General features: G+C 65.9%; 15 protein-coding genes and 1 pseudogene. 3 read left to right on the top strand and 13 right to left on the bottom strand.

Features of this window, described 5'->3' with window-relative positions:
* The 5 genes from ACRDTL_RS22005 to ACRDTL_RS22025 all read right to left on the bottom strand — a co-directional run.
* The coding region (locus tag ACRDTL_RS22005; RefSeq protein ID WP_431508817.1) for a (d)CMP kinase at positions 1-383 on the bottom strand (383 nt) is incomplete at its 3' end.
* Positions 380-1,117 (bottom strand): pseudouridine synthase, encoded by a 738-nt coding sequence (locus ACRDTL_RS22010; RefSeq protein WP_431508818.1) that lies wholly within the window; start codon positions 1,115-1,117, stop codon positions 380-382. The genes ACRDTL_RS22010 and ACRDTL_RS22005, both read right to left, overlap by 4 nt.
* Complete coding sequence (gene scpB / locus ACRDTL_RS22015) at positions 1,114-1,797, bottom strand: SMC-Scp complex subunit ScpB (protein WP_431508819.1); 684 nt, start codon at positions 1,795-1,797, stop codon at positions 1,114-1,116. The genes ACRDTL_RS22010 and scpB overlap by 4 nt, the downstream gene beginning before the upstream one ends.
* A gap of 50 nt (positions 1,798-1,847) precedes the next feature.
* The gene (locus tag ACRDTL_RS22020) at positions 1,848-2,660 is read right to left on the bottom strand and encodes a segregation/condensation protein A (protein ID WP_431508849.1); all 813 of its coding nucleotides are present in this window, start codon (positions 2,658-2,660) and stop codon (positions 1,848-1,850) included.
* Positions 2,648-3,511, bottom strand: coding sequence for a ParA family protein (locus ACRDTL_RS22025; protein ID WP_431508820.1), 864 nt, complete (start codon positions 3,509-3,511; stop codon positions 2,648-2,650). The genes ACRDTL_RS22020 and ACRDTL_RS22025 overlap by 13 nt, the downstream gene beginning before the upstream one ends.
* 124 nt (positions 3,512-3,635) lie before the next feature.
* Between ACRDTL_RS22025 and ACRDTL_RS22030 the strand changes: the two genes are divergently transcribed.
* A complete protein-coding gene (locus tag ACRDTL_RS22030; RefSeq protein ID WP_431508821.1) occupies positions 3,636-4,388 on the top strand; it encodes an O-methyltransferase in 753 nt (250 codons plus the stop codon).
* Positions 4,389-4,466: 78 nt separating this feature from the next.
* Here the strand turns inward: ACRDTL_RS22030 and xerD are convergent, their stop codons facing one another.
* From xerD to ACRDTL_RS22060, 6 genes are all read right to left on the bottom strand, one after another.
* Positions 4,467-5,414, bottom strand: a complete 948-nt coding sequence (xerD, locus tag ACRDTL_RS22035) for a site-specific tyrosine recombinase XerD (protein WP_431508822.1) — start codon at positions 5,412-5,414, stop codon at positions 4,467-4,469.
* On the bottom strand, positions 5,411-6,034 hold the full coding sequence (locus ACRDTL_RS22040) for an NUDIX domain-containing protein (protein WP_431508823.1): 624 nt from the start codon (positions 6,032-6,034) through the stop codon (positions 5,411-5,413). Before ACRDTL_RS22040 ends, xerD begins: the two co-directional genes overlap by 4 nt.
* Positions 6,027-7,784: a CTP synthase gene (locus tag ACRDTL_RS22045; RefSeq protein ID WP_431508824.1), complete on the bottom strand. Its 1,758-nt coding sequence runs from the start codon at positions 7,782-7,784 to the stop codon at positions 6,027-6,029. The genes ACRDTL_RS22040 and ACRDTL_RS22045 overlap by 8 nt, the downstream gene beginning before the upstream one ends.
* 126 nt (positions 7,785-7,910) lie before the next feature.
* Positions 7,911-8,861: a copper transporter gene (locus ACRDTL_RS22050; protein ID WP_431508825.1), complete on the bottom strand. Its 951-nt coding sequence runs from the start codon at positions 8,859-8,861 to the stop codon at positions 7,911-7,913.
* A gap of 4 nt (positions 8,862-8,865) precedes the next feature.
* The gene (gene steA / locus ACRDTL_RS22055) at positions 8,866-10,047 is read right to left on the bottom strand and encodes a putative cytokinetic ring protein SteA (RefSeq protein WP_431508826.1); all 1,182 of its coding nucleotides are present in this window, start codon (positions 10,045-10,047) and stop codon (positions 8,866-8,868) included.
* A 289-nt stretch (positions 10,048-10,336) separates the two neighbouring features.
* Positions 10,337-11,917 carry an IS1182 family transposase gene (locus ACRDTL_RS22060; RefSeq protein ID WP_431508827.1) on the bottom strand — a complete coding sequence of 527 codons (1,581 nt, stop codon included), beginning with the start codon at positions 11,915-11,917 and terminating at the stop codon, positions 10,337-10,339.
* 59 nt (positions 11,918-11,976) lie between these two features.
* Here ACRDTL_RS22060 and ACRDTL_RS22065 point away from each other — a divergent pair.
* A pseudogene (locus ACRDTL_RS22065) lies at positions 11,977-12,549 on the top strand (patatin-like phospholipase family protein); the annotation flags it as partial.
* Between the two features lie 66 nt (positions 12,550-12,615).
* Positions 12,616-13,443 carry a glycoside hydrolase family 16 protein gene (locus ACRDTL_RS22070; protein WP_431508828.1) on the top strand — a complete coding sequence of 276 codons (828 nt, stop codon included), beginning with the start codon at positions 12,616-12,618 and terminating at the stop codon, positions 13,441-13,443.
* Between the two features lie 15 nt (positions 13,444-13,458).
* Here ACRDTL_RS22070 and ACRDTL_RS22075 read toward each other — a convergent pair whose 3' ends face one another.
* On the bottom strand, positions 13,459-14,853 hold the full coding sequence (locus ACRDTL_RS22075) for a fatty acid desaturase family protein (RefSeq protein ID WP_431508829.1): 1,395 nt from the start codon (positions 14,851-14,853) through the stop codon (positions 13,459-13,461).
* Positions 14,854-14,864: 11 nt separating this feature from the next.
* Positions 14,865-15,962, bottom strand: coding sequence for a ferredoxin reductase (locus ACRDTL_RS22080; protein ID WP_431508830.1), 1,098 nt, complete (start codon positions 15,960-15,962; stop codon positions 14,865-14,867).
* Positions 15,963-16,029 lie beyond the last annotated feature (67 nt).

Here is a 16,029-nt window from a genome sequence, read left to right on the forward strand (position 1 = left end):
TCCACCACGATGCTCGACTGACCGTCGGCAAGTTTGCGCTGCAGCTCCACCATCCGGGTCCGCACCGCCGGAACCGACGACACCGCCGACACCGTCCGGTTGACGTCGTCACCGCGGATCTGAACCGAAACATCTTCTCCGCCGAGGAAGCAGCGGTCCACGTCCGGGTCATAGCCCACCGACAACTGCACCGCCGCGGCGGCGGCGGCGACGGCCGCGGCATCGTCCGGATCGATCCCGGCACGCAGTATCGCCAGCGTCACAATGCGATACATGGCGCCGGTATCCAGATAGCGCGCCCCTAGAGCACGCGCCAATCTCCTTGATACCGAAGACTTTCCGGTTCCCGCCGGGCCGTCTACGGCGACAGCGACACTCGTCACAGGCCTACCACCCGGTACAACTCACCAATCTCGTTGCGCCTCAGTGCCCGGATGCTGCCGGGCCGCTGCCGGCCCAGCGACACGGCACCGATGTCGGTGCGCACCAGCGCCTGCACCGGAAAGCCGACGGCCGCCAGCAGCCGGCGCACGATACGCTTGCGTCCTTCATGCAGTGTCACCCGCACCAGCGTCTTGCCCGGCACGGTATCCACCAGCGCAAAATCGTCGACTGCAGCGGGGCCGTCGTCCAACTCGACGCCGGCGCGCAGCTTCCTGCCCAGCCCGCGCGGCACCGACCCCGCCACCGTCGCCACGTACGTCTTGGGTACCTGGTAGGACGGATGCATCAGCCGGTGCGCCAGCTCGCCGTCGTTGGTCAGCAGGATCAACCCCTCGGTGTCGGCGTCCAACCGTCCGACGTGAAAAAGCTTCTGATTGCCGCGCACCCGGTGCTCGACCACATCCCCGATACACGGCCGGCCCCGGTCGTCGGACATCGTCGAATGCATGCCCCGGGGTTTGTTCAGCGCCAGGTACACCAATGAGTCGTCCAGGATGACCCGGGCGCCGTCGACATGGATCACCGACACGTCCGGATCGACCCGGCTGCCCAATTCGGTCACCACCTGCCCATCGACCTCGATACGACCTTCGGTGATCATCTTCTCGGCTACCCGCCGCGACGCAATTCCAGCCTGCGACAACACTTTCTGCAGACGCAGACCCTCGGTCATTCCTGATCCATGTCGAACGACAGCGGATGATCGTTCTCGGGAGCACCGGCAAGCTTCATGAAACGTGGCTCGACGTCCAAAGATTCGGTCAGGTCATCGATCGTGTCGACGTCGGGCAGCAGCGGCGCGATATCCGGCAGATCGGCCAGCGACGACAACCCGAGCCGCTCCAAAAACAGCTCGGTGGTGGCAAACGTCGTCGCGCCGGTGTCCGCGTCGGTGCCGGCCTCGGTGATCAGACCGCGCGCCAACAACGTGCGCATCACGGCGTCGACGTTGACCCCGCGCACCGCGCTCACCCGGGCCCGGGTCACCGGCTGGCGGTAGGCCACCACGGCCAACGTCTCTAATGCCGCACGAGTGAGCTTCGAGCGTGCCCCGTCCAGCAGCAACCGCTCCACATACGGTGCGAAACGGGCGCGGGTGTACATTCGCCACCCGCCGCCGGCCTCCCGCAGATCGATGCCGCTGTCGCGTTCGGTGAGCCCGTCAGCCATCAGCCGCAGCTTGGCGGCGATCCGGTACACCGGCTGCTCGGTGGTCGCCGCCAGCGCCTCCACGGTCACCGGGGTGTCGACGACCAGCAGCAGCGCCTCGAGCACGGCGCCGAGCTCGTCGTCGGGCAACTCCGGCGCGGCGCCGACGTCGATGCCCAGGTCGGGATCGTGCGCGTCGGTCATTAAGCGCCGCTCCTCCTCATCGCTACGCTCTGCATCGTCGCCGGCGCGGGTCATAAGAGATCTCGCACTTCCAAGTCGTCGTTGGTCGGCCGTTCTCCGGTCCACGAAACCTGGAGCACACCAAGCGGTTCTGACTGGTCGAATGCTACCGCCCGGGCCCGATATAGTTCGAGCAGCGCCAAGAACCGGCCGACGATCTCGATCGGTTCCCGGCAATCGGCCACCAGCTCGGAAAACGACGCCCATTGCCGCATCCCGCGTGCCTCCAGCATTGACAGCAGCCGGTCCGCCTGCTCGGGCACCGAAACCATCAGCTCGTGCAGGTGCTCGGTGGCCACCGTCGGCACCGGACGCGGGATGAACGCGGTCGCGGCGATCTGGGCGAATCGTTCGGCGTCGACACCGAGCATCACCTCGGGCAGCAGATCGGCGAACCGGTCGTCCAGCGACACCGCCCGGGGGTAGCTGCGCAGCGCCGCGGCCTCCAACTCGGCGAACATCTGGGCGACGTGTTTGAACGCCCGGTACTGCAGCAGCCGGGCGAACAGCAGGTCGCGCACCTCCAGCAGCGCCAGGTCCGCGTCGTCGTGGACCTGCCCGGACGGCAGCAGCCGCGCCGCCTTGAGGTCGAGCAGGGTCGCGGCGATCACCAAAAACGCCGTCGTCTCCTCCAGGCCCAGCCTCGGGCCAATCTCGCGGGTGTAGGCGATGAAGTCGTCGGTGACTCGATGCAGCGCCACCTCGGTGACGTCAAGGCGGTGCGCGAAGATCAGCTGCAGCAGCAGGTCGAACGGCCCCTCGAAGTTGGTCAGCCGAACTTGAAAACCGGTCGCAGCCGCTTCGATCTCGGTCACGCGCCGAATCGGTCGATGACCTCGCGGGCCAGCGCGCGGTAGGCCTCCGCTCCACCCGATTTCGGCGCCCAGGTGGTGATCGGTTCACCGGCGACGCTGGTCTCCGGGAAGCGGACGGTGCGGGAGATGACCGTGTCGAACACCAGATCACCGAACCGTTCCAGCACCCGGGCCATGACCTCGCGGGAGTTGACGGTGCGCGGGTCGTAGCGGGTGATCAGGATGCCGCTGATCTCCAGCTTCGGGTTGAGCCGGTCGCGCACCTTTTCGACGGTGTCGGTGAGCAGCGCCAGCCCGCGCAGCGAGAAGTACTCGCATTCGGTCGGGATGAGGACGCCGTCCGAGCAGGCCAGGCCGTTGACGGTGAGCAGGCCCAGCGACGGCTGGCAGTCGATCAACACGTAGTCGTAGCGATCCAACACCGGATGCAGTGCCCGCGCCAACGCCTGTTCGCGGCCCACCTCGTTGACCAATTGGATCTCGGCCGCGGACAGGTCGATGTTGCTGGGCACCAAGTCCATGTGCTTGACCCGGGTGGGCATCAACACGTCGTCGACCGAAACCCGCTGTTCCACCAGGAGGTTGTGGATGGTGCGTTCCAGTTCGTAATGCGGCACGCCCAGACCCGCCGACAGCGCGCCCTGCGGGTCCAGGTCCACCAGCAGCACGCGCCGGCCGTATTCGGCGAGTGAGGCACCCAGATTGATCGTCGACGTGGTTTTGCCGACGCCCCCCTTCTGGTTGCACATCGCGACGACCTTCGCCGGGCCGTGGGCGGTCCGCGGCCTGGGCTCGGGAATCGTCCGCGGCGGCCGGCCGGTCAGGCCGACCTCGGCGCCGCTGTCGGCGTCGTCGGTCATGCCCTTGGCGTTCGGGTAATGGCGGACATCGCAGGAAAGTGTAGCCGTTTTGCGCGTCTGCGCCGGGCAACCCGCAGGCAATGTAAGGAGCCGATTCGCGATGCTCTCGTTAGGCTTGGCAGTCATGAGCCTAAGACAGCGCATCCCGTTCCTGCGGTGGTCGGTCTTGCGGATGGCGACCGGCGCCCGCAACATCACCACGACGGGCCAAATCGGCGACGGACGCGAGGCTGCGGCGGTCGAATACGTGCTGAAGAACGCCCGGGCCGGCGATGTCGACGACGTGCTGTCCACCATCGACCGGTTCGCCTACCAGAAGTCGATGCTGATCAACGTCGGCGACGAGAAGGGCGCCCTACTCGACGCCGCGGTCCGCCGCGCCGACCCGAAACTTGCACTCGAGCTGGGCACCTACTGTGGCTACGGCGCACTGCGCATCGCCCGCGCCGCCCCGGGCGCCAAGGTGTATTCGGTCGAACTCGCCGACGCCAACGCCGTCAACGCCCGGCAGATCTGGGCGCACGCCGGCGTGGCCGACCGGGTGACCTGCGTGGTCGGCACCATCGGCGACGGCGGGCGCACCCTCGAGACGCTGGCCGCCGAGCACGGCTTCGCCGCCGGCGTACTGGACTTCGTGTTCCTCGACCACGACAAGGACGCCTACCTGACCGACCTGCAGAGCATCGTCGACCGCGGCTGGCTGCATCCGGGCTCGATCGTGGTCGCCGACAACGTCAAGGTGCCGGGGGCGCCGAAGTACCGCGAGTACATGCGCGGCCAGCAGGGCACGTCATGGAACACCACCGAACACAAGGCGCACGTGGAGTATCAGAGCTTGGTGACCGACCTGGTCCTGGAGTCCGAGTATTTGGGGTAACCCCTAGCCGCGAGCGTGCGCAAACCCGGGTTTCCAAGCGGCGGCCGGCGACACGCACGCTCGCGCCGGGGAAACGGGCTAGTGGGCCCGCGGGTGCGCACCGGCCCATACTTCGCGCAGCGCGTGCACGGTGACCAGTGTGTAGATCTGCGTCGTCGTCACCGACGCGTGCCCAAGCAGCTCTTGCACGACGCGGACGTCGGCGCCGCCGTCGAGCAGGTGCGTGGCGAACGAGTGCCGCAGCGTGTGCGGCGACACCCCCGGCGTGATCCCGGCGCGCTCGGCGGCGTCCTGCAGGACCTGCCACGCGCTCTGCCGCGACAACCGGCCACCGCGGGCGTTGAGGAACATCGCCGGTGTTCCCCGGCCGCGGTGCGCGATATCCGGGCGGCCGCGCACCAGGTAGGCATCCATCGCCTGCACCGCGGGACGCCCCACCGGCACCAGCCGCTGCTTGCCGCCTTTGCCGCGCAGCAGCACCGATCGGTCGTGGGTGTCGATGTCGTCGATGTCGAGTCCGACGGCCTCGGAGATGCGTGCTCCGGTGGAGTACAGCAATTCCAGCAGCGCCCGGTTGCGCAGCGTCAGCGGCCCATCCGACGGGCTGTCGCCGCCGGCTCCGGCCAGCAGCGCCAGCACCTGGTCGATGGTCAGACTTTTGGGCAGCCGGCGTCCCGGCGTGGGCGGCTTGACGGCATGGGCCACATCGAGTTCGGCCAGCCCCTCGGCGACTGCGAACCGGTGTAGCCCGCGCACGGCGATCAGCGTGCGCGCCGCCGACACCGCCGACAGCGGCGACACCCCGGAATCCGGGTCGCCGCGGCGCAGTGCCACCAGGAATTCGGCGACGTCGTCCTCGCCGACCTTGGCCAGATTATCGATCCCGCGCGCCGCAAGGTGTTCGGAATAGCGGCGCAGGTCACGGCGATACGAGCTCAACGTGTTGACCGCCACGCCGCGCTCAATCGTCAGATGGTCGAGATAACCCTGTAGTTGCGTCTCCAGCGGAGGCGCCAAAAGGGTCATCGACCGCCCCGTCGCGCAACGAACGCCGTCGGTTTGTCGATCCACCGCGCATTCACCGGCCGCGTTTCCGCCAACCCCTGCCTCACCGCGTACGCGGCTAGAATCCCGGCAACCGCAATGGAATTCACAATCTCGCCGCTGAACACCCGTTGGACGGTTTCGGCGACCGGATACCACCGCAACGTCATGTCGGCTTCCTCGTTGTGGGCCTCCGGCCGGTCCACCCGGGTCAGCCCGGTGGCCAGATAGACCCGCACGGATTCGTCGCTGAAACCCGGTGTGGAGTCGAGGTCGACCAGCACCTGCCAGCGAGCGGCTTCCAGTCCGGCCTCCTCCCGAAGTTCGCGGGCCGCGGTAAGGTGCGGTGCCTCGCCGTCGACGTCGAGCAGCCCTGCGGGCAGCTCCCACAGCCGTCGACCGAAGGGGTGGCGGTACTGGTACACCATCGGGATGTTGCCGTCGTCGTCAATCGCGACGACCGCAACCGCACCGTAGTGCTCGACGACCTCACGCGTTACGATTTCGCCGCCCGGCATCCGGACGTGGTCGTTGCGTAGGGCGAAAATTACTCCGGTGTGCAGCGTTTCGGACGATGTGGTCTCGAAGACGTGCTCAGCCACGGGCGGCGGGCTCGGGTTTGGGCAGCTTTGGTGCCACGCCATCGCGATGTTCGTTGCCGTTGGGCCGATGGTCGGGAATCTCCACCGGTAGCCGCTCGGCCGCCTTGTAGTCGATCGCCGCACCCACGAACGCGGCGAACAGCGGATGTGCACGAGTCGGCCGACTCTTCAGTTCGGGATGAGCTTGGGTGCCGACTATGAACGGGTACATCTCGGCCGGGTACTCGACGAACTCCACCAAATGGCCGTCGGGCGAGGTCCCGGAGAACGTCAGGCCACTCTCGGCGATCTTCTCGCGATAAGCATTGTTGACTTCGTAGCGGTGCCGATGTCGCTCGGACACCTGCGTTGTCTGATACGCCGCGGCAACAATCGAATCCGGCTCGAGCACAGCGGGATAGGACCCGAGCCGCATGGTGCCGCCGAGGTCGGCCTCACCGGCGACGATGTCTTCTTGATCAGCCATGGTGGAAATGACCGGATCCGGGGTGGCCGGGTCGAACTCCGCGGAGTTGGCCTGGGTCAAACCGGCCGAGCGAGCGGCCTCGATCACGATGCACTGCAGGCCTAAACACAGCCCCAGCAGCGGCAGCCCCCGGCTTCGCGCGTAGCTGATGGCGCCGAACTTCCCTTCGATGCCGCGGATACCGAACCCACCGGGAATCAGCACACCGTCCACATCGTGCAACGCCGCGGTCGCACCGCTCGGCGTCTTGCAGTCCTCAGATGCCACCCAGAGCATCTCCACCGCGGCCCAGTGCTTGAACCCGCCGGCGCGCAGCGCCTCGGTGACCGACAGGTAGGCATCCGACAGGTCGACATACTTGCCCACCACCGCGATTCGCACGGTCTCCTGCGGCTCGTGCACCCGTCGCAGCAGGTCGTCCCATTCGGTCCAGACGACGTCGCGGAACGGCAGGTTGAGTCGGCGCACCACGAAAGCGTCCAACTCTTCGCGATGCAACACCTTCGGGATGTCGTAAATCGACGGTGCGTCGGGCGTGGAGATCACGCCGTCGATGTCGACGTCGCACATCAGCGCGATCTTGTTCTTCAGCGATTCGGGTACGTCACGGTCACAGCGCAGAATCAGTGCGTCCGGGGTGATACCGATGCTGCGCAGCGCCGCCACCGAGTGTTGGGTGGGCTTGGTCTTCAATTCGCCCGACGGCGCCAGGTATGGCACCAGCGACACGTGCAGAAAGAAGACGTTCTCCCGGCCGAGGTCATGGCGAACCTGCCTGGCCGCCTCCAGAAATGGCTGCGACTCGATATCGCCTACGGTGCCGCCGATTTCGGTGATCACGACATCTGGGCGGTTACCGTCGGCGTCCGGCTGGGCCATCGCCCGGATGCGGCTCTTGATCTCGTCGGTGATGTGCGGGATCACCTGGACGGTATCGCCGAGGTACTCGCCACGACGTTCCTTGGCGATGACCGACGAATACACTTGTCCGGTGGTGACATTCGCCGAGCGGGACAGGTTGCAGTCGAGGAACCGCTCGTAGTGACCGATGTCGAGGTCGGTTTCGGCGCCGTCCTCGGTGACGAAGACCTCGCCGTGCTGAAACGGGTTCATGGTGCCGGGGTCGACGTTGAGATACGGGTCGAGCTTCTGCATCGTCACCCGCAATCCCCGCGCGGTCAGCAACTGCCCCAGGCTGCTGGCGGTCAATCCCTTCCCCAGCGAGGAAGCGACGCCGCCGCTGACGAAAAGGTGCTTGGTGGCGGTTTGCGGATGCTTACGCAATGGTGCGACCTCCGTGAATACGGTAAAAGCGAACCTGTTCTCCAGCGTTCGTTGGTACCAGCCGACCCACGGAACTCAACCCTAACACTGACGTCGCCGGGCCGTCGCTGACACGCCGCCCGTGGGCTACTGCGCGATCGTGAGCGAGGTGGCGCCGTGACCGATGCCGTACTGACCAGCGTGCCCACCGTTGATCAGGTCCGCGACACCCAGGACCGCGGTGATTCGCCCGGATTCGGCATCCACGTCGTCAACCGTGCTGATCGCCGACGTCACCGCCGCGTCGGCGCGAGCCACCGCGACGGCTGCCGTGCCGGTCGACGCGCCGTCCCGGCCGGCCAGCAACACACCGGAACCATGCGGCGCGAGTGCGGCGGCGAACCGGGCCACGCTGACGCCCTGGTTGCCCGCGTCGTCGCCGAGCGCCCCGCCGGTGATCACCAGCGCCGCGTTCGCCGCGCCGATGTGCTCGGTCCCGGTGGGCCTAAAAGTTATGAAGCCGGTGTCGCGCAGCGCAGCGAGCACGGTGTCGCGCTGCGCATCGTCGACGGGCAGGACCGCGGGATCGCGGTTGATCAGCAGCACGATGCCCAGCAGGTCACCGGCCTGCGAGCCCTGGTCGACCAGCTTGGTGCTCAACTGGGCGCCCGCCGGAACGATCGACGAGTTCACCACCGAACGTAGTTTTTCCGCCGCGTTGGCGTCGACGAACTCCTGCGTCAACCAGACCGTGCCGGTGAGCGCGCCGCCGGCCTGGCCGATTATCCTGGCCACCGCGTCGACGTCATCGTCGCGTGCGTCCGGGGTGCGGAAGACCACCACCGACTTGTCCGTCAGCGCGCCACGGGTGATCCGGCCCGCCATCTGGGTATCGAAAGAGTTTGCCGCACCGATCTTCTCGTTCAGCGCATTCTTGTCGTCGCGCAGCGCGTTGATCTTGGCGTGCAAATCCCGCTTCTCGTCGCGCAAGCCGGACGCCACGGTGTCGGAGAGCAACCCGGAACCGAGCACGACTCCGACTGCCAACGCCAGGAATACGGCGGCCAGCGAAATCGCGTGGTGGCGTGGGGAGATCACCGTTCTAGCTGACCCACCCCTGCACCCAGAGCGAGAAGCGGTTCCAGTAGTCGACGATCCAGTGCAGCACCATGGCGTCGGTGCGGGTCACCCACAACACGACGCTGACCGCGATCAGCATTGTCAGCACCAGCAGGGCGATGGCACCGGTAGAGATTCGATTGCGGTACAAGGTGGCGACGGCTTTGGCGTCCACCAGCTTTTCGCCGACCCGCAGCCGGGTCAAAAATGTCGAGGGGTTGCTGTGCTGACGGGTTCGGTCGAAGAACGTCTCGATGTTGGCGCTGTGCCCGGCCGTGACCAGCAGCGCGGCACCGTGATGGTCGGCCAGCAGCAGCGCCAGGTCGATCGGCGAACTCGCGGCCGGGAACGTCATCGCCCCGACACCGAGATCCTGAATGCGTTCCAACCCTGGGGCATGACCGTCGGCATCAGCCGGCACCACCACCTGCGCGCCACACTTGAGCACGTCGGTACCGAGTTGGCTGGGGTCGCCGACGATGATCTGTGGACGATAACCGGCTTTGCGCAAAACCTCGGCGCCGGTGCCGACGCCGATCAGCACGGGTTGGTACTCCTTGATGAACGGCTTGAGGCTCTTCAGCTCCTCGGTAGCGGTCGGCTCGTCGGCGACCACCACGACATGGCGGTGACGCAGGTCCACGTCGACGTCCGGAATCCCGATTCCGTCGATCAGCAGCGGGCTTTCGCTGCGGATGAACTCAATAGTGTTGCCCGCGAAAGCTTCCAGGTGTGCGACCAGCCCGCTCTTAGCCTGTTGCATCAGCTCGGCGATGTCGTCGTCGGCGCGCTCCGTACCATCGATCAGCCGACGGTCACCCGAGTAGAGCCCGCCTTCGAACAGTCGAACCTTCGCACCGTCCCTGACCTTTTTGAAGACCTCGGGCCCGGTCTCGTCGATGAGCGTGACACGGTTGGCCAGCAGCACCTCCGGGCCCAGATTGGGATACCGGCCCGAGACGAACGGCGACGCGTTGACGACCGCGGCGATGCCGGCGTCGACCAGCGCGTCGGCGGTGATCCGGTCCAGATCCGGCACGTCGAGAACCACGATGTCGCCGGGACACACCCGGCGCAGTAGCCGGTCGATGTCGCGATCGACCCGGGCGGTACCGACGACCCCCGGCCGCGAGGCATTGCGAGACAGAAGCGCTGACATCCTCATGGGGGAAGATTCTGTCGGGGAAGGGCGGCGCGGGCGGGGAGGCGCGCCGTAACAGCAGCCTCAGTAGCTATATCTTGTCACATCTGTCACACACCTCGGGGCCGAGAGCCACGCTAGGAGGGCGGTGAATAAGGCGGTCTTGGGGCTCGCTGCTGCGCGTTGAGTCGCGAACAGGCGAGCGGACGGTGGGCGGGGAAGTTGGTCTTGGACTCGTAGGAAGCGTCTCGGCGGCAGGCGAAGCCGGGCATTTTGGTGCTGGTGAGTCCGATCGATGTCCTGCGGGCGCGTTTCAGGCGGTCTGTGGGGTCAGGATCCAAGCTCCGGCGGTGCGTGTGAGGCCGCGGGCGAGGAGGTTACGCAGATTGAGTCCGGCAGTACGGCGGGTCAGCCAGGCGTGATTCTTCGCAGCGCCGCGGTACCGCAGTTTCAGGCGGCGACCGCCGCGGCTGGCGATCTGGGAGACGGCCCGTTCCACATTGGGCCGAAACGTCCGGTACTTCTCCGGCAGTTCGGGTTTTGTGGCCCAGTCGGTGCGGGCACCGCGGAGCAGGTCGTCACGGTCGTGCAGGCGCATGGAGCGACCGGTCTTGGATGTGGTGCAGCGCGCGGTAAGCGGGCAGTCGCGACACAGTGCGCCGAAGACCACCTGGCGGGTCTTGTTGATCGGTCGGGTGTTGCCGGCCGGGCAGGTCACAGTGGCGGCGGCTTCATCGACGGTGAAGTCGTCGAAGGTGAACCCACCCTCCACGGCCGCGGTCAACGGTTTGGGTTTGATCACCGCGTCGTGACCGGCGTCGGCGATCACGACGCGTAGATCACCTGTGCCGTAAGCGGAATCGCCGTACCATTCCCGAGTCCCGTCGGCCTCGGCGGCCACGAACTTCGCCGCCATCCCCGCATCGGTGTTTTCTGTCCCGGTCGCCATAGTCAGCGCCTCATCGGTGACGATCCCCGTCTCGGGCTCGGCGACCACGTGCGCCCGAAACCCGTCGCGGCGTGCCTCCGGCGACTTGCGGGTGTGCCGCGCCTCCGGGTCCACCGTCGATATCACCCGATCCGGGGCCACCTTGCGGGCGATGCGCCACCGCCCGTCGGTGCCGTCGGATCCCTCGGCGGGTTCGACGTCCTGGCCGGCGACCAACGCCAGCAACCCCAGAGCCGCGGCCACCGGTTCCTCGGCCTCATCCGGGTCAACGGCGAGCGCCTCGAGCAGCGCATTCGCATCGTTGACCAACGCCGAGACCAGCGTGTCCTTCGCCCCGGGCTCGTCCCAGTCGATCGACGGCTTACCGGGGCAGCTGTAGTCGTGACCGGTGCACACCGCCACGATCAACTCGGCGGCACCGGGCACGATCCGCCCGACCCGTCGGATCGCTGAAACGAGTTGGGTGATGGTGTCCTGCGTGGCGACCGCGTCGGCCAGGATCGTGGAATCCACCGCACGCTTGTGGCGGCTCCGCAGCAGTCCGGTCTCGGCGACGACCGTGCGCACCGCCTCGTTGATCCGATGCGGTCGCTGCGACTTAGCCAGCCGGTTACGCCAATACACCAGAGTCGACGCGTCGAATCCGTTGTGGTCCAACGCCATTCCGGTAGCGACCTTCCACCGCAGGTCACACCGAGCCGCGTCGGCGGTCTCCCGGTCGGACAGGTCATGCAGGGTCTGTAGCACCAGAATCGAGGCCATCACCGACGCCGGGATCGACGGCCGACCCCGCCCCGAGGGGAACAGATCCTCGAACTCCTTGTCCACGAACAACTTCTGGCGGTGGGCGGCCAGGAACGCAAACATGCTGCCCTCGGGCACCAGATGACCGACCAGAGCCTGCGCGTCCAGAAGTTCCCGATCCGCCCGCTCCACACCCTGCATGAGCCAATTTTCCCAGCTCAGCCTCATATTTCGGAAAGGCGCGCCGATTATTCAGCGCCCTCCTAGAAGAATTCTTTGGCAGCATCTTGATCGAGCATCTGCCAAGAGGGTTTTTCTCCGTCTCGGCGGACCTGATCACCGGCGATCAGATCATTCATCGGCGTGGGCCGCTGTCGGTCGCCGTGCGCGCGTCGGTCTCGATCCCCGGTCTCATGCCGCCAGTGCAACATGGCGAGCAACTCCTTGTCGACGGCGGACTGTTGAACAACCTCCCGGTCGACGTGATGTGCGCCGATCCGGACGGCGAAGTCATATGCGTTGATCTGCGTCGAAAGTTTGTGCCATCGAAGGGCTTTGGCCTGTTGCCGTCAATCCTCCAGCCTCCCGCATTCGTCCGGCGGCTGTTGACCGGCACTGATGTCGCCCTACCACCGCTGCAAGAGACATTGCTTCGCACCGTTGACCTCGCGGCTTCCAGCGGGAACCTGCGCGAGCTCCCCCGGATTGCGGCCATCATCGAGCCGGATATCTCAGCGATCGGTCCGTTGGACTTCAGAAAGATCGATGCTGCCCTGGAAGCCGGGCGGATCGCAACCCGGGCAGCTCTGGAAGCACAGCCGCACCTCGGGTAAGGTGCGCGAACCCGCCGCCATATGGTTTCATGGCACCGTTTGGGGGAGTCGCACTTATGTTGAGGTATGTCTGAGATGGATCGACGCAGGATGATGCTGGCGACGGGGTTCGGTGTGCTGGCGGCCGCAATGCCGCTCCCGGAGGCACGGGCGAGTCGGGGGCCATCGCCGGCCGCCCCGCCCGGCAACTCGGCGCAGGGGAACTACCTTTTCCACGACGAGTTCGACGGCCCGGCCGGCTCAGCCCCCGATGCGTCGAAGTGGACGGTCGCGCGGGCCCGCGAGTCAATGAAGGACCCGACGTATTGGGAGCGGCCCGAGAACGTCGGACAGTACCGCGACGATCGCAAAAACGTGTTCGTCGACGGCAAGTCCAACCTCGTGCTGCGCGCCGCGAAAGACGGCAACACCTACTACAGCGGCAAGGTGCAAAGCCCGTGGCGAGGTGGCATCGGCCACACCTGGGAAGCCCGGATCAAACTCAACTGCCTGACCGCCGGTTGCTGGCCCGCCTATTGGCTGGGCAACGACGACCATGGCGAAATCGACGTCCTCGAGTGGTACGGCAATGGCAGCTGGCCATCGGCCACCACCGTCCACACCAAACCGAACGGCGCCGAATGGGCGACGCACAACATCTCGGTCGACAGCGGGTGGCACACCTGGCGCTGCCAATGGGACGAGGCCGGGATCCGCTTCTGGGAAGACTATGTTGACGGCGCGCAACCATACTTCACTGTTGCGGCGAACTCGATTGCGGACTGGCCGTTCAACGACCCCGGCTACCAAGTGTTTCCGGTCCTCAACCTTGCGGTTGCCGGTTCGGGCGGCGGCGATCCCGGGCCGGGGAGCTATCCGGCGGAGATGCTCGTCGACTGGGTACGCGTCTGGTAGGGCACGCGCACAACCTCAGTCCCTACCACGCGGCGGCGGCTGCACCTCGACGCCGCCCGACTCATGCTCCGGGCCTGCATCCGGGTGTTCGGCGGGGAGCCGGTAGCGGAACCGGCTGGCCTCACTCTCACCCTCTAGCCGGGTGCGCCGCTCCTCGCTGCGGTACCGCCCGGGCTTGGGCCGGGGCTTCCCGCCGGGGAATGCCAACCGGAAGATGGTGCGGTGCACGGTGTACCACTGCTTTGAAAAACGCCCCGAGTTGTACGGCAGCTCGTAGCGCTCGCAGATCTCTTTGACCTTGGGCGCGATCTCGGCGTATCGGCTGCTCGGCATGTCGGGATACAGGTGGTGCTCGACTTGGTAACTCAGGTTGCCGCTGATGACGTGGAATAGCGGGCTGCCCTCGATGTTGGCCGCGCCGATCAACTGGCGGACGTACCAGCCGCCGCGCGTCTCGTTTTCGACTTCTTCTGGACTGAATGTGTAGGTCTGGTCGGGGAAATGGCCGCAGAAGATGATGGCGTGCGCCCACACGTTACGGATGACGTTGGCCAGCGCGTCGGCGCCTAAGGTGCGTAAGAAGGTGCTTTCCACGCCCGGCCATGTCCGGTCGAGAAAATCCGCTGCGGCGCCCACGCTGCCCGTGCCGGACACTTTGCGAAGCATCCTGCTGACACGCGACTGCGGCGGCTGATCGATCCGGCCGCGCAGTGCGAGCTGTGCAAGTGCGAACGCGCCGGCACTGATCACCGGCCAGCCGAGGTAGTCCTTGATGATCTGCGAGCGTGCCTTGCCGGCGATTCCCTTGAGGTCTTTGCGCACCTCCGACATCGGCTTCTCGCCGGCGCGGATGGCCTCGATGTCCATATCGTGAACGGCCACGCCCCACTCGAACAGGACCGTGAGCAGCAGGTTGTACAGCGGTTGCCCCAGGTAGGCGGGCCGCCATTTCTGAGCGGGGTCGATCCTCATGATCTCGTACCCGAGGTCTTTGTCCTTGCCCCGAATATTCGTAAAGGTGTGATGGATGTAGTTGTGCGAGTGTTTCCAGGCCTGCGCGGTAGAGGCGGTGTCCCAGTCCCACACCGAGGAATGAATGTCGGGATCGTTCATCCAATCCCACTGACCGTGCATCACATTGTGGCCGATTTCCATGTTCTCCAAGATCTTGGCCATGCCCAGACAGGCGGTGCCGAGCACCCACGCGGTTTTCGACCGCGATGCCAACAGCAAGACACGTCCGGCCACCACGATCTGGCGTTGCACCGAAATCACCGTCGTGATGTAGCGCCGGTCGCGATCGCCGAGGTCGGCGAACACTTCGTCGTGAATCGCGTCGAATTCCTGGGCCAGTTTTTCCAGCTCTTGTTCGCTCAGGCGGGTGAGCGGGCTTTCTACGGTGGTAGCCATTGCGACTCCCTTCACAGTTCGAGTTCGACGTCACCTTCGGCGGTGTTGATACAAATTCGTACGTCCTGGCCGATGGGCTCGGTGACTTCACCCGAGCGCAGGTCACGCAGCTTGCCGGACTTCAGCGTCCCGACACAGGTATGACAGATTCCAATTCGACAGCCGTACGCAAGATTGAGACCGGCCTGCTCACCAGCTTCCAAAATTGGTGTGCCGCAGTCACATTCGGCAGTGGTCTCGCTTCCGATGAACGTGACCTCACCGCCCTCGCCCGCACCTGCGTTACCGCCGATCTTCGGTTGGAACCGCTCGAAGTGCAGCAGATGCGGGTCGCCGTTATTCTCCCAATGCTCGATCAGCGCATCGAGCATCTCGCCGGGACCGGAACAAAACGCCTCGCGTTCGCGCCAGTCCGGACACAGCTCGTTTAAGTCGGCGGGCGACATGCGGCCACGGTCGGAGGTGAGCCGCAGATCCAGCTGCATTTGCTCATGACAGCGATCGAGGTCTTCGAGTACGTCCAAGAACATGACCTGCTCGCGGGAGCGGGCGGAGTGAATGACCACCACGTCGCCCAACTCACCGCGACGATCGAGGCTGCGCAGCATGCTCATGATCGGCGTGATACCGCTGCCGGCGCTGATGAACAGCAGCTTCGGCGGCAACGGCTCGGGCAGCGTGAATACTCCCTCGATTTCGCCGAGCCGCACCAACTCTCCGGGCGTGATCTTTTGCACCAGATACGGCGAGACCACCCCGCTGTCCACTCTCTTGGGTGTGACGCTGATCAGACCGTCCTCGGGCTCAGGATCCGAGGTCAGCGAATACGCACGCCAGTGGTAACGGCCGTCGATGATCACGCCGAGCCGCACGTATTGGCCCGGCTTGTGGCCGCGCCATTCGTAGCCTGGCCGGATCAGCACGCTCGTCGCTTCGGAGCCTTGTGGCTCGACGCGCTCGACCTTTCCGCGCAGCTCCTTGGTGGTCCACAGCGGGTTGACCATCTCCAGGTAATCGTCCGGGCGCAATGGCTTGAACAGGTGGCGTACCGCTCGCAGAAGCAGCCGACGGCCCCGTGGGACCGGGGGTTCTGCACCGCGTTCCGCCATATTCCTTCCCCTGCGGGCAGGCCCCGCTTGCGACATGTGTGACCTGGCAACGGCCAACGTGATCACA

It is taken from the genome of Mycobacterium sp. (assembly GCF_050700595.1).
Classification (GTDB): Bacteria; Actinomycetota; Actinomycetes; order Mycobacteriales; family Mycobacteriaceae; genus Mycobacterium.

Excerpts from the sequence above, each read along its gene's own strand:
- ACRDTL_RS22010 (WP_431508818.1), bottom strand. The coding sequence starts at position 1,117 with ATGACCGAGGGTCTGCGTCTGCAGAAAGTGTTGTCGCAGGCTGGAATT.
- scpB (WP_431508819.1), bottom strand. The coding sequence starts at position 1,797 with ATGACCGACGCGCACGATCCCGACCTGGGCATCGACGTCGGCGCCGCG.
- ACRDTL_RS22025 (WP_431508820.1), bottom strand. The coding sequence starts at position 3,511 with ATGACCGACGACGCCGACAGCGGCGCCGAGGTCGGCCTGACCGGCCGG.
- ACRDTL_RS22030 (WP_431508821.1), top strand. The coding sequence starts at position 3,636 with ATGAGCCTAAGACAGCGCATCCCGTTCCTGCGGTGGTCGGTCTTGCGG.
- xerD (WP_431508822.1), bottom strand. The coding sequence starts at position 5,414 with ATGACCCTTTTGGCGCCTCCGCTGGAGACGCAACTACAGGGTTATCTC.
- steA (WP_431508826.1), bottom strand. The coding sequence starts at position 10,047 with ATGAGGATGTCAGCGCTTCTGTCTCGCAATGCCTCGCGGCCGGGGGTC.
- ACRDTL_RS22060 (WP_431508827.1), bottom strand. The coding sequence starts at position 11,917 with ATGCAGGGTGTGGAGCGGGCGGATCGGGAACTTCTGGACGCGCAGGCT.
- ACRDTL_RS22070 (WP_431508828.1), top strand. The coding sequence starts at position 12,616 with ATGTCTGAGATGGATCGACGCAGGATGATGCTGGCGACGGGGTTCGGT.
- ACRDTL_RS22075 (WP_431508829.1), bottom strand. The coding sequence starts at position 14,853 with ATGGCTACCACCGTAGAAAGCCCGCTCACCCGCCTGAGCGAACAAGAG.
- ACRDTL_RS22080 (WP_431508830.1), bottom strand. The coding sequence starts at position 15,962 with ATGGCGGAACGCGGTGCAGAACCCCCGGTCCCACGGGGCCGTCGGCTG.